Raw genomic sequence first — 16178 nt, forward strand, 5'->3', positions numbered from 1 at the left:
GGCTCCGGTCAGTCACGCGGGCGCAAGTCGATGCACACCGAGTTGATACAGTAGCGCAGGCCAGTTGGTGGCGGGCCATCGGGGAACACGTGGCCCAGGTGCGCGTCGCAGCGGGCGCAGGTGACTTCGGTGCGGATCATGCCGTGGGAGGTGTCACGGATCTCGATCATCGCGCTGTCTTCGATTGGCGCGTAGAAGCTCGGCCAGCCGCAGCCGGAATCGAACTTGGTCTGCGCATCGAACAGTTTCGCGCTGCAACAGATGCAGTGGTAGATACCGTCGCGGCGCTCGCTGTTGTACTTGCCGCTGAACGGCCGCTCAGTGCCTTTGAGGCGGCATACCTGGTACTGCTCGGGGTCGAGCATCGACCGCCATTGTTCCAGGGTTTTCTCGATCTTTTGCATGTGGAAACCTCGGCAGGCTGAATTTCACCCCGCACCGTCTTTTCCGGGGCGCGGGTGGCACGTATATTAGTTGGCTTCGTGTGCCAGGCGTTCAGTCTGGCACCCGCTTCCTGCCGTTTCAAACCTTTCGGCGGGGCGTAGCGCGTTTTCTCATATCGGGATCCCATCATGCAGTTCAGCAAATCGAACAAGCTCGCCAATGTCTGCTACGACATTCGCGGCCCAGTGCTCAAGCACGCCAAGCGCCTGGAAGAGGAAGGCCACCGCATCCTCAAGCTGAACATCGGCAACCCGGCGCCGTTTGGCTTCGAGGCGCCTGATGAAATCCTCCAGGATGTGATCCGCAACCTGCCTACCGCCCAGGGCTACAGCGACTCCAAAGGCCTGTTCAGCGCACGCAAGGCGGTGATGCAGTACTGCCAGCAAAAGGAAATCGAAGGCGTCACCATCGAGGACATCTACCTCGGTAACGGTGTGTCCGAGCTGATCGTCATGTCGATGCAGGCGCTGCTGAACAACGGCGACGAAGTGCTGATCCCGGCCCCCGACTACCCGCTGTGGACTGCCGCAGTGAGCCTGGCTGGCGGCAAGCCGGTGCACTACCTGTGCGATGAACAGGCCGACTGGTTCCCCGACCTTGAAGACATCAAGGCCAAGATCACCCCGAACACCAAGGCCCTGGTGATCATCAACCCGAACAACCCGACCGGCGCGGTGTACTCCAGGGAGCTGCTGCTGGGCATGCTGGAGCTGGCCCGCCAGCACAACCTGGTGGTGTTCTCCGACGAGATCTACGACAAGATCCTGTACGACGAAGCCGTGCACATCAGCACCGCCTCGCTGGCCCCCGACCTGCTGTGCCTGACCTTCAACGGCCTGTCCAAGTCGTATCGGGTGGCGGGCTTCCGTTCCGGCTGGCTGATCATCTCCGGGCCCAAGCACCACGCGCTAAGCTACATCGAAGGCATCGACATGCTGGCCAACATGCGCCTGTGCGCCAACGTGCCGGCCCAGCATGCCATCCAGACCGCACTGGGCGGCTACCAGAGCATCAACGACCTGGTGCTGCCGCCAGGCCGCCTGCTTGAGCAACGCAACCGTACCTACGAGCTGCTCAACGACATCCCGGGCGTAAGCTGTGTGAAGCCGATGGGTGCGCTGTATGCGTTCCCCCGGATCGACCCGAAGGTGTGCCCGATTCTCAACGACGAAAAGTTCGCCCTTGACCTGCTGCTGTCGGAAAAGCTGCTGATCGTACAAGGTACGGCGTTCAACTGGCCGTGGCCGGACCACTTCCGCGTGGTGACCTTGCCGCGGGTGGATGACCTGGAAGCGGCGATTGGCCGGATCGGCAATTTCCTGCGGACTTATTCGCAGTAAATGATGGCCTCTTCGCAGCACAAGGCTGCTCCTACAGGTGTACGCGTTCTCCTGTAGGAGCAGCCTTGCGCTGCGAATGGGCTGCACAGCAGCCCCTTGCAATCCCACAGGGTGTTTCTTACATCCTGCAATGCTCTATCCCACTGCCCCCGCGCCATCCTCTGCCATACTCCGCCGTACACAGTTTGAAATAGTCGCACGATTGAATCCACGCGACAGGCCCCTTATATACCCCGCAGTCAGCGACAATTCATCCGTCAGGAGAACGTAACAACCATGATGCGCATTCTGTTGTTTGTGGCCACCAACCTTGCGGTGGTGCTGGTTGCAAGCATTACCTTGAGCCTGTTCGGTTTCAACGGGTTCATGGCCGCCAACGGGGTCGACCTGAACCTCAGCAGCCTGCTGGTGTTCTGCGCCGTGTTCGGCTTTGCCGGCTCCCTCGTCTCGCTGTTCATCTCCAAGTGGATGGCGAAGATGACCACCGGCACCCAGATCATCAGCCAGCCGCGCACCCGCCACGAGCAGTGGCTGCTGCAAACGGTCGAAGAGCTGTCCCGTGAAGCGGGCATCAAAATGCCCGAGGTGGGTATCTTCCCGGCGTACGAGGCCAACGCCTTCGCCACCGGCTGGAACCGCAACGACGCGCTGGTAGCCGTGTCCCAGGGCCTGCTGGAGCGCTTCTCGCCCGATGAAGTGCGGGCAGTGCTGGCCCACGAGATCGGCCACGTAGCCAACGGCGACATGGTCACCCTGGCGCTGGTGCAAGGCGTGGTGAACACCTTCGTGATGTTCTTCGCACGCATCATCGGCAACTTCGTCGACAAGGTCATCTTCAAGAACGAAGAGGGCCAGGGCATTGCCTACTACGTGGCGACCATCGTTGCCGAGCTGATCCTGGGCATCCTGGCCAGCATGATCGTGATGTGGTTCTCGCGCCGCCGCGAGTACCGCGCCGACGAAGCCGGTGCACAGCTGGCCGGCACCTCGGCCATGATCGGCGCGCTGCAGCGCCTGCGTGTGGAGCAAGGCCTGCCGGTGCACATGCCCGACACCATGAAGGCCTTTGGCATCAACGGTGGCCTCAAGCACGGCCTGGCCGGGCTGCTGATGAGCCACCCGCCACTGGAAGACCGTATCGAGGCCCTGCGCCGTCGCGGTTGATCCATCGGGTAATACAGAAAGGGCGACTTCGGTCGCCCTTTTTCGTATTACCGGCCAAGCCGGTAAACCCGCTCCAACAGGCTGGAAACCCCGGCCTGCACAAACTTGGGGCTCTCCTGAATCACCTCTACCGCCTCCAGCTCATGCAGCTCCCACCCTGCAAACCCCTGCCGCAGCTCTGGGTCCCCGACTGAAAACGGCGGCCCAGGCAGCAGTGACTGGTCATAATCCAGGGTCACAACCAAACCCCGGCAATTCGCCGGCAGCAAAGCCGTCAGCACCTGCATGTACATCGCGCGCATTTGCGCCGGCAGCGCAATCAGCGCCGCCCGGTCATACAGCCCCACGCAGTCGCCGATATCCTGCGCACGCAACGCAAAGAAATCACCACACCACAGCTCCACGTCACCACTGCGCCAAACTTCGAAGTCCCCGCGCTGCTGCACCTCGGCTTCAAGCCCGTGCTCGCGGAAGAAATCCTCTACCGCCCGCCGCGACAGCTCCACACCCAACACGCGGTACCCCTGCCCGGCCAGCCAGGCCAAGTCCAGGCTCTTGCCGCACAGCGGCACCAGCACGCGGCTGCCAGGCGCCAGGCCCAGTGCCGGCCAGTGCGCCTGCAGGTACGAATTGACCTGCCCCTGGTGAAAGCCGATCTGGTTGTCGGCCCACCGCTTGTGCCAGAACGCTGGCTCCATGGTTGCTCCTTGTTTATCGAGTAAACCGATAGAAATCGCGTAAAACTTGCGATGGTTATCGATTAGTTTCTGATCGAAGATGAGTGCATCTTAACCTTCAGGACCTTGCCATGCTGCCCAGCCTGTTCATCTCCCATGGTTCCCCCATGCTCGCCCTGCAACCCGGTGCCAGCGGGCCGGCCTTGGCCGGGCTGGCCAACAGCCTGCCACGCCCCAAGGCCATCGTGGTGGTGTCGGCGCACTGGGAGAGCCGTGAGCTGCTGGTGACCAGCAGCGCACAGCCAGAAACCTGGCACGACTTCTACGGTTTTCCCCCGGCCTTGTACGCGGTGCAGTACCCAGCGGCGGGTGAGCCCGCCCTGGCAGGCCAGATCAGCGAGTTGCTGAAGGCAGCGGGGCTGCCAGCCCGGCTGGACGCTCAGCGACCGTTCGACCACGGCGCCTGGGTACCGCTGTCGCTGATGTACCCGGACGCAAGCATTCCCGTTGTGCAGGTTTCCCTGCCCAGCCACATGGGGCCGGCGCTGCAGGTGAAGGTGGGCCAGGCGCTGGCGAGCTTGCGTGCCGAGGGCATCTTGCTGGTAGGTTCGGGCAGCATCACCCATAACCTTGGGGAACTGGACTGGCATGCAGGGCCGGATGTGATCGAGCCGTGGGCGCTGGCGTTCAGGGATTGGGTGGTGGAGCGGCTGCAGGAAGATGACCAGGCGGCATTGCTGGATTACCGGAAGCAGGCGCCACATGCCGTGCGTAACCACCCCAGTGATGAGCATTTGCTGCCGCTGTTCTTTGCCCTGGGGGCTGGGGGCAGGTTTGGGGTGGTTCATCAGGGGTTTACCCTGGGGGCGCTGGGGATGGATATATATCAGTTCGACTGAAGGGCCTTTTCGCGGGCTTGCCCGCTCCCACAGGTCCTGCACAGGCAAAAAAAATCCCCGACCTAGGCCGGGGATTTTTTTAGTGCGCCAGGATCAATCCTCGCGGTAGCGGCGCAGCTTCAGCTGCTTGCCGGCCACGCGGGTGTCCTTGAGCTTGGACAGCAGCTTCTCGAGGCCATCTTCCGGCAGCTCGACCAGGCTGAAGCTGTCGCGTACCTGGATGCGGCCGATGGCGTCACGCGCCAGGCCACCCTCGTTGAGGATCGCGCCCAGCAGGTTCTTGGCAGCGATACCGTCACGAGCGCCCAGGGCGGTACGGCAACGTACACGGCCTTCGGCCAGTGGCAGCGGCGCACGGCGCTCGCGGTCACCACGGTCAGGACGCTCGCCACGGTCAGGGCGCTCACTGCGCTCACCACGCGGGGCACCAACGCCCGGCACCAGCGGCTGCTCACGCTCTACCGCAGCCAGGTCCAGCGCCTGGCCATTGGTGGCTTTGCGCAGCAGGGCCGAAGCCAGGGCACGCGCGCTGCAACCCAGGTCGGTGGTGAGGCGGTCGAACAGCTCGCCGTGGGTGGCTTCTGCTTCGGCTACCAGCGGCGCCAGGCTCGAGGTCAGCTTCTTGATGCGGGCATCCAGCACGGCCTGGGCATTCGGCAGGCGGGCTTCGGCAACTTTCTGCCCGGTCACACGCTCGATCACCTGCAGCATGCGGCGCTCACGCGGGGTGACCAGCAGCAGCGCACGGCCTTCGCGACCGGCACGGCCAGTACGGCCGATACGGTGCACGTAGGACTCAGGGTCGTACGGCATGTCAACGTTGAACACGTGAGTGATGCGCGGTACGTCCAGACCACGGGCAGCAACGTCGGTGGCGACGACGATGTCCAGGCGGCCATCCTTGAGCGAGTCGATCACGCGCTCACGCTGGTTCTGGGCAATGTCACCGTTCAGCGCAGCAGCCTTGTAGCCTTTGGCTTCCAGCGCGGCGGCCAGGTCCAGGGTGGCTTGCTTGGTACGCACGAAGGCGATCAGCGCGTCGAACTCTTCCACTTCCAGCAGACGCAGCACAGCCGGGATCTTCTGGTCGGCGTGGACCATCAGGTGGGCCTGGTCGATCGCGGTAACGGTCTGGGTCTTGGTCTGGATCTTGACGTGCTTGGGCTCGCGCAGGTGACGTTCGGCGATCGAGCGGATCGACGACGGCAGGGTAGCGGAGAACAGTACGGTCTGACGGGTAGCCGGGATTGCGTCGAAGATCACTTCGAGGTCATCCATGAAGCCCAGCTTCAGCATCTCGTCGGCTTCGTCCAGTACCAGGTACTGCACGGTGGACAGGACTTTTTCGTCACGACGCAGGTGGTCGCACAGACGGCCTGGGGTGGCCACGACGATTTGCGCGCCGTTGCGGATTGCACGCAGCTGTGGGCCCATCGGGGCACCACCGTATACGGCAACCACGTTCACGCCCGGCATCTGCTTGGCGTAGGTTTCGAAAGCGGTAGCAACTTGCAGCGCCAACTCACGGGTTGGCGCCAGGATCAGGGCTTGCGGTTCGCGCTTGCTCACATCGATCTTGTTGAGGATCGGCAGGGCAAAGGCAGCGGTCTTGCCGGTGCCAGTCTGCGCCTGGCCGATCATGTCGTGACCGGCGAGGATGATCGGGATCGATTGTTGCTGAATGGCGGACGGCTCTTCGTAGCCGGTAGCCACAACAGCAGCAACAATGTTCGGATTAAGATCGAGAGCGGCGAAGCCGCCGGTTTCCTGGGTCATGGGTCTGCCTCTAGGTGCATCCGCAAAGACCCATGCTCCAAAGCTGCACATGCCTTGAAAGACCGTCAGGTCACCCAGGCAGCTTTGGCGGCGGGGATTTGCGAAAACGATTGAAAAAGAAAACGTGGGAAGGTCCGCCTAGCGGACGTGCAGCCGAAGCTGGACTCGGAGGATTTGCACCACCTGATTTTGCGGCCCGCTAAAAGACCGGCGCGTACTATACCCGAAATAGTGGAAGCCGTGAGGAATTTTTTCAGGGTGCAAGGCAATTACCGCGCCATCAATCAATCCACGCTGAATCGATAATTCCCTGTAGGAGCGACCTTGTGTCGCGAAAGGGCCGCAGAGCGGCCCCGGCAACGTATGCGGCGAAGCTGAAATTCTTGGGGGCGCTTCGCACCCCATTCGCGGCACAAGGCCGCTCCTACAGGGACCGCGCCAGCCTCTCAGGTAGCTGGCCGAATCTCTTTGATCAACCCTTCCAGGCTATAACCCAGCTGCGGCGCCAGCGCTTCGGCCCGGGCCCGCAACCCCTCCAGGTCCAGCGCCTGCTCCAGGTCAGCCGGCACCAGCAAGATCACATTGCCCTCCTTCACCGGCAGCTCCCAGTAATGCCGGTGGTACAGCCCGCGCAACAACGCTGCGCCCAGCGGCCTGCCGTCGTCGGTGGCCCACTGGTTGATCACCAGCCAGCCGCCCGGGTTCAGCTGTTGCTGGCAGTTCTCCAGAAACTTCCACGCCAGGTGCCCCACGCCCGGCCCGTGGTCGGTGTACAGGTCGACAAACAACAAGTCAGCCTTTTCTGCCGTGGGCAACAACTCAATGGCGTCACCGATGCGCACGTACAACCGAGGGTCGTCATCCAGGCCCAGGTGTTCCATGGCCAGGCGCGGTACGTCCGGGCGCAGTTCGATGGCCTCGATGTCTTCAAGGGGCAGAAACTTCATGCACGCCTGGGTCAGCGTGCCGGCACCCAGGCCGAGAAACAACGCGCTCTCCGGCTGTTCATGGCACAGCGCCCCCACCAACATGGCGCGGGTGTAGTCGTACTCCAGCCAGCTGGGGTCGGCCGTGAACACGCAGCTCTGCTCGATGGCATCGCCGAATTCCAGAAAGCGGTAGTCGTCTACTTCATACACGCTGATGACGCCAAAAGCGTCCTCTACCCGTGCCAGTAGCCGCTCTTCCCGTTCCGCCGTCATGCTGACCACCTACCCGCGCAAAAACGCGCATTGTCCGTCAACGCCCTTGATGCAACAAGCGCAGCGCCAACTGTTACCATGGCCTATAGCCTATAACCTACAAGACCGAGCCCGAGATGAACCAACCGTGGAGCCCTGACAGCTGGCGCGCACTGCCGATCCAGCAGCAACCGACCTACCCCGATGCCGCGCACCTGCTGAAGGTCGAACAGACCCTGGCCAGCTACCCGCCGCTGGTGTTCGCGGGCGAGGCGCGCGAACTGCGCAGGCAGTTTGCCGAGGTTACCGAAGGCCGCGCCTTCCTGTTGCAAGGGGGCGACTGCGCCGAGAGCTTCGCCGAGTTCTCTGCGGCAAAAATCCGCGACACCTTCAAGGTGCTATTGCAGATGGCCATCGTCATGACCTTTGCTGCCGGCTGCCCGGTGGTCAAGGTCGGCCGCATGGCCGGGCAGTTTGCCAAACCACGCTCCTCGGGCGATGAAACCATTGGCGACATCACCCTGCCCGCCTACCGCGGCGACATCGTCAACGGCATCGGCTTCGACCCGAAAAGCCGCATCCCCGACCCGGACCGCCTGCTGCAGGCCTACCACCAGTCCACTGCCAGCCTCAACCTGCTGCGCGCCTTCGCCCAGGGCGGGTTTGCCGACCTGCACCAGGTGCACAAGTGGAACCTGGACTTCATCGCCAACTCGGCGCTGGCCGACAAGTACCACCAACTGGCCAACCGCATCGACGAAACCCTGGCATTCATGCGTGCCTGCGGCCTGGACAGCGCGCCGCAACTGCGCGAAACCAGCTTTTTCACTGCCCACGAAGCGCTGCTGCTCAACTATGAAGAAGCCTTCGTGCGCCAGGACAGCCTGACCGGCGACTACTACGACTGCTCGGCGCACATGCTGTGGATCGGCGACCGCACCCGCCAGCTCGACGGCGCCCACGTGGAGTTTTTGCGTGGGGTGCACAACCCGATCGGGGTCAAGGTTGGCCCCAGCATGAACCCCGAAGAGCTGATCCGCCTGATCGACACGCTGAACCCGGCCAACGACGCCGGGCGCCTGAACCTGATCGTGCGCATGGGCGCGAGCAAGGTTGGCGACCACCTGCCGGGGCTGATCCGCACCGTCGAGCGCGAGGGGCGCAAGGTGCTGTGGAGCTCCGACCCGATGCACGGCAACACCATCAAGGCCAGCAGCGGCTACAAGACCCGCGACTTTGCGCAAATCCTCGATGAGGTGAAGCAGTTCTTCCAGGTGCACCAGGCAGAGGGCAGCCATGCCGGCGGCATTCATATCGAGATGACCGGGCAGAACGTCACCGAATGCATCGGCGGCGCCCGGCCGATCACCGAAGATGCGTTGTCTGACCGGTATCACACCCATTGTGACCCGCGGATGAATGCCGATCAGTCGCTGGAGCTGGCGTTTTTGATTGCCGAGACGTTGAAGCAGGTACGGCGGTGAGGCTGGGGCGCATGCCTTGAGAGGCCAGGCGCCCCGGCCCTCACTCACTTCCTCAGCGGATCATCCCAGAAATGCCGCTCGGCCTCTTGCTGGATATCCGCCCGACTCAACCCCAGGTCGTGCAAGGTTGCATCGCTGAGGCTGGCAAGCTCCTGGCGCTGGCGGTACAGCTGCAGCCAGCGCGCCGGGCGTTGCAGGGCCGCATGCCACAGGTGGTTCAGGGAAAAGGCAGGTTGCTGGGTGCTGCTGACATGACCTTTCATCGTGAAGCCCTCCGTGTTGGATGGCCTCAGTCTCGCGCCGGGCTTAAGATCAATCCAACGAATGTTTCTGATGCCATGCATCTCGGAGATTGATGCAATGTCCCAGTACCAGAGCCTCGATGCGGACGTTTTGCGCACCTTCGTCGCCATTGCCGAGCAAGGCGGTTTCACCCGCGCCGGCGAAGTGGTCAACCGCACCCAGTCGGCGGTGAGCATGCAAATGAAACGCCTCGAAGAAGACATCCTGCAGCGCCAGCTGTTCGAGCGCGACGGCCGCCAGGTACGCCTGACCGCCGAGGGCCAGGTGCTGCTGGGCTATGCACGGCGCATCCTCAAGTTGCATGGCGAGGTGTTCAACACCCTGCGTATGCCGCACATGGTCGGGCTGGTGCGCATTGGCACGCCCGACGACTATGCCATGCGTTTTCTGCCGACCATCTTGTCGAGCTTTGCACAGGCCTACCCGTTGGTGCAGGTAGAGGTGCATTGCGATTCGTCCAAGCAACTGATGCTGCGCCAGGACCTGGACCTGACCATCGTCACCCGCGAGCCAGGTAACGAGGTTGGCCAACTGCTGCGCCAGGAGCGCCTGGTATGGGCCGCCGCCGAAGGTTTTTGCCCACAGGAACAGCGACCGATGCCGGTGGCGCTGTTCAACACCGACTGCTTCTGCCGGGCCTGGACCTGCAATGCCCTGGAAGCACAAGGTATCGACTACCGCATTGCCTATACCAGCCCCAGCCTGGCCGCGATCTTTGCCATTGTCACGGCAGGGTTGGCCGTGACGGCGCAGCTGCAAAGCCTGATTACCGGGAACATCCGCATACTGGGTGAACAGGACGGCCTGCCGCAGCTGCCGGTGGCCAATGTGATGCTGGTACGCAGTACGCAGAACCCTTCGCCAATTACCGACTGCATGGCCGGTTACATCATCGAAGGGTTCAAGTAATTACCGTGTGGGAGCGGCCTTGTGTCGCGATGGGCCGCAAAGCGGCCCCAAATCTCACAACTTGAATCCCAGCATCACCGCACACACCACCAAAAACACACAGAACATCGCCCGCAACACCTTTTCCGGCAACGCATGGGCCAGCTTCACCCCCCAGCTGATGCTGAGCAAGCCCCCCACCGCCAGCGGAATCCCCACGCCCCAGTCAACACTGTGGTGCACCCCATAGGTCACCAACGTCACCAAGGTACTCGGCGCAGCCAGCGCCAGCGAAAGCCCCTGCGCCACCACCTGGGTGGTACCGAACACACTGGTCAGGATCGGCGTGGCCACCACCGCCCCGCCCACACCGAACAAGCCGCCCATGGTGCCGGCAAAGCTGCCCAGCACGCCCAGCCATGGCCAGGCATGACGCAGCTCGGCACTGGGCGGCGACACTTTCATGAACATCCGCGCCACATTCCACACCGCCAAGGCCACCAGAAAGCCGACAAAGCCCAGGCGCATGGAGTGCGCATCCAGCCCCACGGCCCAGATCGACCCCAGCCAGGCGAACAGGAAACTGCACGCTGACAACGGCAAGGCATGACGCAATTCGATGCGGTTGCGCTGGTGATAGCGCCATAACGCCAGCAGCACATTCGGCACCACCATCACCAACGCCGTACCCTGCGCCAACTGCTGGTCCAGGCCAAACAGCACACCCAGCGCGGGAATCGCGATCAGCCCGCCACCAATGCCGAACAAGCCCCCCATGGTGCCCAGGGCAGCGCCCAGCACGATATACAACAACCACTCGATCATCAGGGCCTCGTTCGCCTGTACAGATAATGCGAGCATGCTAACGGCTGGGTGCTGGCGGGGAAACGCACAGCAGCGCACAATGGCTGTGCGTTTTTCGCAAAACAAGGCAGCCATGAGCCCCGATACCCTCACCGACCAGTTGAGCCTGTTCCTCGATGTGCTGGAGACCGGCAGTTTTTCCGCCGCCGCCCGGCGCCATCCGCTGACCCCGTCCGCGGTGGCCCGACGCATCGATAACCTGGAAAATGCCGTCGGCAGCCGCCTGTTCACCCGTAGCACCCACGCGGTGCGCGCCACACCCGCCGGCAATGCCTTTGCCGAACGGGCCAGGCGCATCATCGAGGAGCTGCGCCTGGCCCGGGCCGAGGCGGTATCGCTGAGCAACGCCCCTGAAGGCCTGATCCGCATCGACGCCCCCGCCGCGTTCGGCCGTCGCCACCTGGCCCCGGCCATCGCCGACTTCCTGGTGGCCTACCCAGGCCTGGACGTGCAACTGCGCCTGATCGACAGCTTCGTCGACCTGCATGGCAGCCACTTGGGCGAGGTCGACCTGGTGCTGCGCGCCGGCCCCTTGGCCGACACCCGGCTGGTCGCCACGCCACTGGCCTACATGGTGCGCATCGCCTGTGCCAGCCCGGCCTACCTGGCCAGCCGCGGTGTGCCCACATGCCCCAGCGAACTGCCCGGGCACGACGGCCTGGACTGGGACGGCCTGGCACCGCCGTTCGCCTGGCGCTTCAACGTGGCCGGGCAAAACCGCCTGTACCGCCCCGCGCGCATGCGCATGGCCGCCAACAATGCCGAAACCCTGCTGTTCGGCGCCCTCGCCGGCTTAGGTGTTGCCCACCTGCCCACCTGGCTGATCAGCGAATACCTGCTGCGGGGCGAGCTGGTGCCGCTGTTTTGCGACGGCGGCCTGCCCGAAGCCGAGACCAGCGGCATTTATGCGCTACGCCTGGAACATGAAACGAACTCTCGCAGCCGTTTGCTGCTCGAATTCCTCAAGAGCCGCTTCAGCCCGATTCCACCCTGGGACCTGGCCTTGCGCAGTGAACTGCGCGAGTAATGCGCGCACTAAAAACAAGCGTGCCAGAATTCCCCATTGATCAATTTCAAGGACCTGCATGAACGCCGACACCCAAGCCTCCTGTGACGAGCTGCTGCTGGACAACCAGGTCTGCTTCGCCCTGCACTCCACCTCGTTGCTGATGACCAAAGTCTACAAACCGCTGCTGCAGGCCCTGGGCCTGACCTACCCGCAGTACCTGGCCATGCTGGTGCTGTGGGAGCGCGACGACCTGACCGTGGGCGAAATCAGCCAGCACCTGCTGACCGACCCGGGCTCGCTCACCCCGCTGCTCAAGCGCCTGGAAAGCGAAGGCCTGCTGCAGCGTAACCGCAGCCGGGAAGACGAACGGGTGGTGATGGTGCAACTGACCGACAAGGGCCGCGCCCTGCAACAGCAAGCCAAAGCAGTGCCGCCGTGCATCCTCAAGGCCAGCGGGCGCAGCCTGGAGCAGTTGCAGCAACTGCAAGCCGACCTGCTGAACCTGCGCGAGAACCTGCAGAAAAACCTCTGACAGCTATGCTGTGCAATGGCCGTTCGGACGAGCGGTAATGATTTATCTTGCGCGCTAATTAATTGCGCGCTAATTTAAGTCCCACACCAACCCGCGCCCTCCTTCAACCGGGAGCGCACAGCACATTAGCGAGGCTCAAGATGCAAAAGGTCACTCCGCTGTACATCGCAGAAGCTACCTCCACCGGTGGGCGCGACGGCAAATCCAAGTCCAGCGACGGCAAGCTGGTCGTCAGCCTGAGCACCCCCAAGGAACTGGGCGGCGCTGGCGGTGACGGCACCAATCCCGAGCAACTGTTCGCCGCCGGTTACTCGGCGTGCTTCATCGGCGCCCTCAAATTTGTAGCCGGGCAAGAGAAAAAAGCCCTGCCGGCCGATGCCTCGATCATCGCCAAGGTGGGCATTGGCCAGATCCCGGGCGGTTTCGGCCTGGACATCGACCTGCACATCAGCCTGCCGGGCTTGGCCCAGGCCGATGCCGAAGGGCTGGTGGAGAAGGCGCATCAGGTGTGCCCTTACTCCAATGCCACACGCGGGAACGTGGATGTGCGCCTGCACGTAACCGTCTAAGGCGGTAAATCTGACGGTTTGCGCGATTCCCTGTAGGAGCAGCCTTGTGCTGCGAAGGGGCCGGTAGGGCTAAAGATCATCTCGGCTGCAATGGCCTCTTCGCAGCACAAGGCTGCTCCTACAGGGTGCTGAGTTAGCCATGGGTCATGGTGCAAGACAGTTGCTCCCGTCAGAGCAAGCATCGAGAACTGGCGAAAACACAGGCACAAAAAACCCGGCCGAGGCCGGGTTTTTTGTGCTCATTGCAAGAAGGATTACTTCTTGGAACGGCCCTTGTACACGCCACCTTCGCGAGTGTCGATGTCGATCCACTCGTCGATGTTGATGAAGTCGGCAACCTGGAGTTCGGTACCGTTCTTCAGTTTGGCAGGCTTCATGACCTTGCCCGAGGTGTCGCCGCGAGCAGCGTTCTCGGTGTAGACAACCTGACGGCTGATGGTGGTCGGCAGTTCAACCGATACCAGACGGCCTTCGAAGAACACGGCTTCGCAGATGTCTTCCATGCCTTCTTCGATGAACGGCAGAACGGCTTCGATGTCCTCGGCGTTCAGCTCGTACATGGTGTAGTCGGTGGTGTCCATGAAGGTGTACGAGTCACCGCTGATGAACGACAGGGTCGCTTCTTTGCGATCCAGGATCACGTCGTCCAGCTTGTCGTCCGCACCGTATACGGTTTCGGTCTTGTAGCCGGTCAGCAGGTTTTTCAGCTTGGTCTTCATGATCGCGCTGTTACGGCCCGACTTGGTGAACTCAGCTTTTTGAACCAGCCACGGGTCGTTGTCGATCCGCAGGACGGTACCGGGTTTCAGCTCTTTACCAGTTTTCATTACGAAGTATCCGAATCTGGATGGATTTATAAAAATCGAGGCCGCGTATCATAGCGAATTTCGGTAAAAGTGTACTAGCGCTGTGGCAAGGTCCAGCTGAGCGGCCTGTCGAACCGCCCACAGCCGGGCATGCCGTTGCAGTTCTGGCCAGTGCTGGCGGGCTGCCTGCCACGCCTGGCCCATGTCACGGTCCATGTTCCAGGCACGCCACAGGCCCAGCAGGGCGGCATCGGCTTCATCTGACAGGCCGCGTCGATAATGCGCCAGAAACGCTTCGAGCTTTTCCCAGTGGGCGTTCTCGTCCTGCACATAGATGTGCCACAGCATCGGCTGCCCGGCCCACTGCGCACGCAAGAACGAGTCCTCGCCGCGCACCGCGTTGAAGTCGCAACTCCACAACAGCCGGTCGAAGTCGTCCTGGCTGACGAAAGGCAGCACCTGCACGGTCAGCGCCCCGCGCTGGCGCACGCTGCCCACTGGCAGCGGCGCCTCGCCAAGCCACTGGCTCAGCCCCGCGACGATGCGCCCTTGGGGCACCATCAGGTGGCACGGTTGCGCGCCTGTGGCCAGGGCATCGAGCCAACTGGCCAATTGCGGGTTTTCGTAGGCAAACAGCGAGAGCAGCAATGCCCCCTGCTCGGGCTCTACACCAAGCCCCTGCAGAAACGACTGGCGTGCCTCGGCCGATTGCTGGAACGCGTCGCGCCGCGCCAGCAGCGAGCCCTCGCGCAGCAGCCCGCCGGTTTTCTCGGTAAAGCCGGGGAAGAAAAACACCTTGCGCAGGCCGTTGGGCTGCGGCGAAGGCAAGCCATGGCAGCCCTCCACCCAGTCCTCGGCGCTGAGGTATTCAAGGTTCAGCCACAGCGGCGGCGTGGCGCGGGCACGCATTGCCTCTACGTAAGCCGCCGGCAACTGGCAGGCGAAGGCACCGATCACCACATCCGCCGGTGCCACCGGCAGCCAGGCCGCCGGCCACTGACGCACATCCACACCGTGCTGCCACTGCTGCGCAGCGCTGGCATCCGCCCCTGGGCACATGGGCGTGAATGCTTGCAGGTCGTCTACCCACAGGCGTACCGCCAAGCCATGCTCAGCCACCAGTTGCCGGGCCAGGCGCCAGGTCACACCGATATCGCCGTAGTTGTCGACGACACTGCAGAAAATGTCCCAGGTGGCTTTCATGCGCCCCTCCCGTTCTGGTGCAAAAACCGCGAATTCTGCGGATAAATTGTCGCCGACAAAAGCACCCGCACGGAAAAATGCCCAAGCGCATGCGACAATGCACCCGACCTACCCTGCCAGGAGGCTGCCATGGCCCGCCACCGTGAACTGAAAATCACCCTCAAGCCGCTGCCGTTGATTGTATGCGTTGCCTTTGGCCTGTGGCTGGGCGCCGTGGCCATTGCCGCAAGCCTGTGGCTGGCGCTGCAACTGTGGCCACAGCAGGTGCAGCCGCTGGCCCATGCCGTGGCCCCCAGCGTGTACCGGCCTGCCGCCCCCTCGGCGCCAGCCCCGGCACAAGACGCCCAGGCCGAGATGTTCGAGCACTACAAGGACATGCTGCGCAAACAGGAACTGCAACAGGCCGCCGAGGCCGCCCAGGGCAACCCGCGCAACCTCAACAGCCCCAAATGCCAGTTCTGGATGCAGCAGAACCGTACCGCCCCCACCGACAAAAGCCAGGCCAATGTGCTGGAGTTCTGCTACTGACCATGGACAAGACCCGCCTGCTGGCGCAGATCGTCGCCACCCTCGAGCATGACCTCGACGTGCTGACCCGTGCGGCGCAAAGCGCCTACGAAACTGCCACCGCCGAAGAGAACATTGCCGAGAACAAGTACGACACCCTGGGCCTGGAAGCTTCGTACCTGGCCACCGGCCAGGCCCGCCGCAGCGCCGAAATCCGCCAGGCGCTGCTGATCTACCAGCAATTGCTGCTGCGCGACCATGACCCGGCCCGCGGGGTGCAGATCAGCAACCTGGTGACCCTGGAAGATGACGCTGGCGGGCAGCGCCGGTTGTTCCTCGGCCCTGAGGCGGCGGGGTTGAAGATTGGCGAGGGGGATGAATTGGTGACCGTGATCACCCCGCGCTCACCGCTGGGGCAGCAATTGATGGGCAAGCGGGTGGATGATGAGGTGAGCCTGGGGGCGCAGGCATTGTTCATTACCGGTATTGCCTGATCGAGCCCTATCGCCGGCAAGCCAGCTCCCACAGGTTC

18 protein-coding genes are annotated in these 16178 nt (G+C 62.9%); 10 read left to right on the forward strand and 8 right to left on the reverse strand.

All coding sequences use genetic code 11. The features are described 5' to 3' along the window. Positions 1 to 8: 8 nt before the first annotated feature. Positions 9 to 404 (reverse strand): peptide-methionine (R)-S-oxide reductase MsrB, encoded by a 396-nt coding sequence (msrB, locus tag SB756_RS18875; protein ID WP_019472410.1) that lies wholly within the window; start codon positions 402 to 404, stop codon positions 9 to 11. 168 nt (positions 405 to 572) lie between these two features. Between msrB and SB756_RS18880 the strand changes: the two genes are divergently transcribed. Together SB756_RS18880 and htpX are read left to right on the forward strand one after the other, a co-directional pair. Beyond that, complete coding sequence (locus tag SB756_RS18880) at positions 573 to 1784, forward strand: pyridoxal phosphate-dependent aminotransferase (RefSeq protein ID WP_016485452.1); 1212 nt, start codon at positions 573 to 575, stop codon at positions 1782 to 1784. A 276-nt stretch (positions 1785 to 2060) separates the two neighbouring features. Further along, on the forward strand, positions 2061 to 2948 hold the full coding sequence (htpX, locus tag SB756_RS18885; RefSeq protein WP_016500929.1) for a protease HtpX: 888 nt from the start codon (positions 2061 to 2063) through the stop codon (positions 2946 to 2948). Positions 2949 to 2995: 47 nt separating this feature from the next. On the opposite strand, the gene SB756_RS18890 is transcribed toward htpX, so the two are convergent. After that, positions 2996 to 3646 (reverse strand): thiopurine S-methyltransferase, encoded by a 651-nt coding sequence (locus tag SB756_RS18890; protein WP_410911387.1) that lies wholly within the window; start codon positions 3644 to 3646, stop codon positions 2996 to 2998. Between the two features lie 110 nt (positions 3647 to 3756). Between SB756_RS18890 and SB756_RS18895 the strand changes: the two genes are divergently transcribed. Then, a complete protein-coding gene (locus SB756_RS18895) occupies positions 3757 to 4524 on the forward strand; it encodes a DODA-type extradiol aromatic ring-opening family dioxygenase (protein WP_410911389.1) in 768 nt (255 codons plus the stop codon). Positions 4525 to 4617: 93 nt separating this feature from the next. Here SB756_RS18895 and SB756_RS18900 read toward each other — a convergent pair whose 3' ends face one another. Together SB756_RS18900 and SB756_RS18905 are read right to left on the reverse strand one after the other, a co-directional pair. Further along, a complete protein-coding gene (locus SB756_RS18900) occupies positions 4618 to 6300 on the reverse strand; it encodes a DEAD/DEAH box helicase (protein ID WP_016500932.1) in 1683 nt (560 codons plus the stop codon). 446 nt (positions 6301 to 6746) lie between these two features. After that, entirely contained in the window at positions 6747 to 7502 is a 756-nt protein-coding gene (locus SB756_RS18905; RefSeq protein WP_341797919.1) for a spermidine synthase, read from the reverse strand. A 116-nt stretch (positions 7503 to 7618) separates the two neighbouring features. Here SB756_RS18905 and SB756_RS18910 point away from each other — a divergent pair, with 116 nt between their 5' ends. After that, on the forward strand, positions 7619 to 8965 hold the full coding sequence (locus SB756_RS18910; RefSeq protein ID WP_341797918.1) for a class II 3-deoxy-7-phosphoheptulonate synthase: 1347 nt from the start codon (positions 7619 to 7621) through the stop codon (positions 8963 to 8965). Positions 8966 to 9009: 44 nt separating this feature from the next. Here SB756_RS18910 and SB756_RS18915 read toward each other — a convergent pair whose 3' ends face one another. Then, positions 9010 to 9228, reverse strand: coding sequence for a DUF1127 domain-containing protein (locus tag SB756_RS18915; protein ID WP_410911391.1), 219 nt, complete (start codon positions 9226 to 9228; stop codon positions 9010 to 9012). Positions 9229 to 9325: 97 nt separating this feature from the next. On the opposite strand from SB756_RS18915, the gene SB756_RS18920 reads away from it, so the two are divergent. Continuing rightward, positions 9326 to 10177, forward strand: a complete 852-nt coding sequence (locus SB756_RS18920; RefSeq protein ID WP_016500935.1) for a LysR substrate-binding domain-containing protein — start codon at positions 9326 to 9328, stop codon at positions 10175 to 10177. 54 nt (positions 10178 to 10231) lie between these two features. Here SB756_RS18920 and SB756_RS18925 read toward each other — a convergent pair whose 3' ends face one another. Continuing rightward, on the reverse strand, positions 10232 to 10981 hold the full coding sequence (locus SB756_RS18925; RefSeq protein WP_410911392.1) for a sulfite exporter TauE/SafE family protein: 750 nt from the start codon (positions 10979 to 10981) through the stop codon (positions 10232 to 10234). A 112-nt stretch (positions 10982 to 11093) separates the two neighbouring features. Here SB756_RS18925 and SB756_RS18930 point away from each other — a divergent pair, with 112 nt between their 5' ends. The 3 genes from SB756_RS18930 to SB756_RS18940 all read left to right on the forward strand — a co-directional run bounded on the left by SB756_RS18930 (position 11094) and on the right by SB756_RS18940 (position 13130). Continuing rightward, a complete protein-coding gene (locus tag SB756_RS18930; protein ID WP_341797916.1) occupies positions 11094 to 12047 on the forward strand; it encodes a LysR family transcriptional regulator in 954 nt (317 codons plus the stop codon). A gap of 58 nt (positions 12048 to 12105) precedes the next feature. Next, on the forward strand, positions 12106 to 12561 hold the full coding sequence (locus SB756_RS18935; RefSeq protein WP_341797915.1) for a MarR family winged helix-turn-helix transcriptional regulator: 456 nt from the start codon (positions 12106 to 12108) through the stop codon (positions 12559 to 12561). A gap of 140 nt (positions 12562 to 12701) precedes the next feature. Further along, positions 12702 to 13130 (forward strand): organic hydroperoxide resistance protein, encoded by a 429-nt coding sequence (locus SB756_RS18940; protein WP_410911394.1) that lies wholly within the window; start codon positions 12702 to 12704, stop codon positions 13128 to 13130. A 254-nt stretch (positions 13131 to 13384) separates the two neighbouring features. Here SB756_RS18940 and SB756_RS18945 read toward each other — a convergent pair whose 3' ends face one another. Further along, positions 13385 to 13957: an elongation factor P gene (locus SB756_RS18945; RefSeq protein ID WP_172222905.1), complete on the reverse strand. Its 573-nt coding sequence runs from the start codon at positions 13955 to 13957 to the stop codon at positions 13385 to 13387. 48 nt (positions 13958 to 14005) lie between these two features. Further along, complete coding sequence (earP, locus tag SB756_RS18950; RefSeq protein ID WP_410911396.1) at positions 14006 to 15139, reverse strand: elongation factor P maturation arginine rhamnosyltransferase EarP; 1134 nt, start codon at positions 15137 to 15139, stop codon at positions 14006 to 14008. A gap of 129 nt (positions 15140 to 15268) precedes the next feature. On the opposite strand from earP, the gene SB756_RS18955 reads away from it, so the two are divergent. After that, complete coding sequence (locus SB756_RS18955) at positions 15269 to 15667, forward strand: hypothetical protein (RefSeq protein WP_410911397.1); 399 nt, start codon at positions 15269 to 15271, stop codon at positions 15665 to 15667. Positions 15668 to 15669: 2 nt separating this feature from the next. Beyond that, positions 15670 to 16140: a GreA/GreB family elongation factor gene (locus SB756_RS18960; RefSeq protein ID WP_410911398.1), complete on the forward strand. Its 471-nt coding sequence runs from the start codon at positions 15670 to 15672 to the stop codon at positions 16138 to 16140. Positions 16141 to 16178 lie beyond the last annotated feature (38 nt).

Origin of the sequence: Pseudomonas sp. SIMBA_068, assembly GCF_046534705.1 — a bacterium.
Taxonomy (GTDB): Bacteria; Pseudomonadota; Gammaproteobacteria; order Pseudomonadales; family Pseudomonadaceae; genus Aquipseudomonas; species Aquipseudomonas putida.

What these genes read in the sequence shown, in the direction of transcription:
- SB756_RS18910 (WP_341797918.1), top strand. Translation starts at nt 7,619, where the DNA reads ATGAACCAACCGTGGAGCCCTGACAGCTGGCGCGCACTGCCGATCCAG.
- SB756_RS18900 (WP_016500932.1), bottom strand. Translation starts at nt 6,300, where the DNA reads ATGACCCAGGAAACCGGCGGCTTCGCCGCTCTCGATCTTAATCCGAAC.
- earP (WP_410911396.1), bottom strand. Translation starts at nt 15,139, where the DNA reads ATGAAAGCCACCTGGGACATTTTCTGCAGTGTCGTCGACAACTACGGC.
- htpX (WP_016500929.1), top strand. Translation starts at nt 2,061, where the DNA reads ATGATGCGCATTCTGTTGTTTGTGGCCACCAACCTTGCGGTGGTGCTG.
- SB756_RS18880 (WP_016485452.1), top strand. Translation starts at nt 573, where the DNA reads ATGCAGTTCAGCAAATCGAACAAGCTCGCCAATGTCTGCTACGACATT.
- SB756_RS18915 (WP_410911391.1), bottom strand. Translation starts at nt 9,228, where the DNA reads ATGAAAGGTCATGTCAGCAGCACCCAGCAACCTGCCTTTTCCCTGAAC.
- SB756_RS18940 (WP_410911394.1), top strand. Translation starts at nt 12,702, where the DNA reads ATGCAAAAGGTCACTCCGCTGTACATCGCAGAAGCTACCTCCACCGGT.
- SB756_RS18920 (WP_016500935.1), top strand. Translation starts at nt 9,326, where the DNA reads ATGTCCCAGTACCAGAGCCTCGATGCGGACGTTTTGCGCACCTTCGTC.
- SB756_RS18905 (WP_341797919.1), bottom strand. Translation starts at nt 7,502, where the DNA reads ATGACGGCGGAACGGGAAGAGCGGCTACTGGCACGGGTAGAGGACGCT.
- SB756_RS18890 (WP_410911387.1), bottom strand. Translation starts at nt 3,646, where the DNA reads ATGGAGCCAGCGTTCTGGCACAAGCGGTGGGCCGACAACCAGATCGGC.
- SB756_RS18945 (WP_172222905.1), bottom strand. Translation starts at nt 13,957, where the DNA reads ATGAAAACTGGTAAAGAGCTGAAACCCGGTACCGTCCTGCGGATCGAC.
- SB756_RS18935 (WP_341797915.1), top strand. Translation starts at nt 12,106, where the DNA reads ATGAACGCCGACACCCAAGCCTCCTGTGACGAGCTGCTGCTGGACAAC.
- msrB (WP_019472410.1), bottom strand. Translation starts at nt 404, where the DNA reads ATGCAAAAGATCGAGAAAACCCTGGAACAATGGCGGTCGATGCTCGAC.
- SB756_RS18955 (WP_410911397.1), top strand. Translation starts at nt 15,269, where the DNA reads ATGGCCCGCCACCGTGAACTGAAAATCACCCTCAAGCCGCTGCCGTTG.
- SB756_RS18925 (WP_410911392.1), bottom strand. Translation starts at nt 10,981, where the DNA reads ATGATCGAGTGGTTGTTGTATATCGTGCTGGGCGCTGCCCTGGGCACC.
- SB756_RS18960 (WP_410911398.1), top strand. Translation starts at nt 15,670, where the DNA reads ATGGACAAGACCCGCCTGCTGGCGCAGATCGTCGCCACCCTCGAGCAT.
- SB756_RS18930 (WP_341797916.1), top strand. Translation starts at nt 11,094, where the DNA reads ATGAGCCCCGATACCCTCACCGACCAGTTGAGCCTGTTCCTCGATGTG.
- SB756_RS18895 (WP_410911389.1), top strand. Translation starts at nt 3,757, where the DNA reads ATGCTGCCCAGCCTGTTCATCTCCCATGGTTCCCCCATGCTCGCCCTG.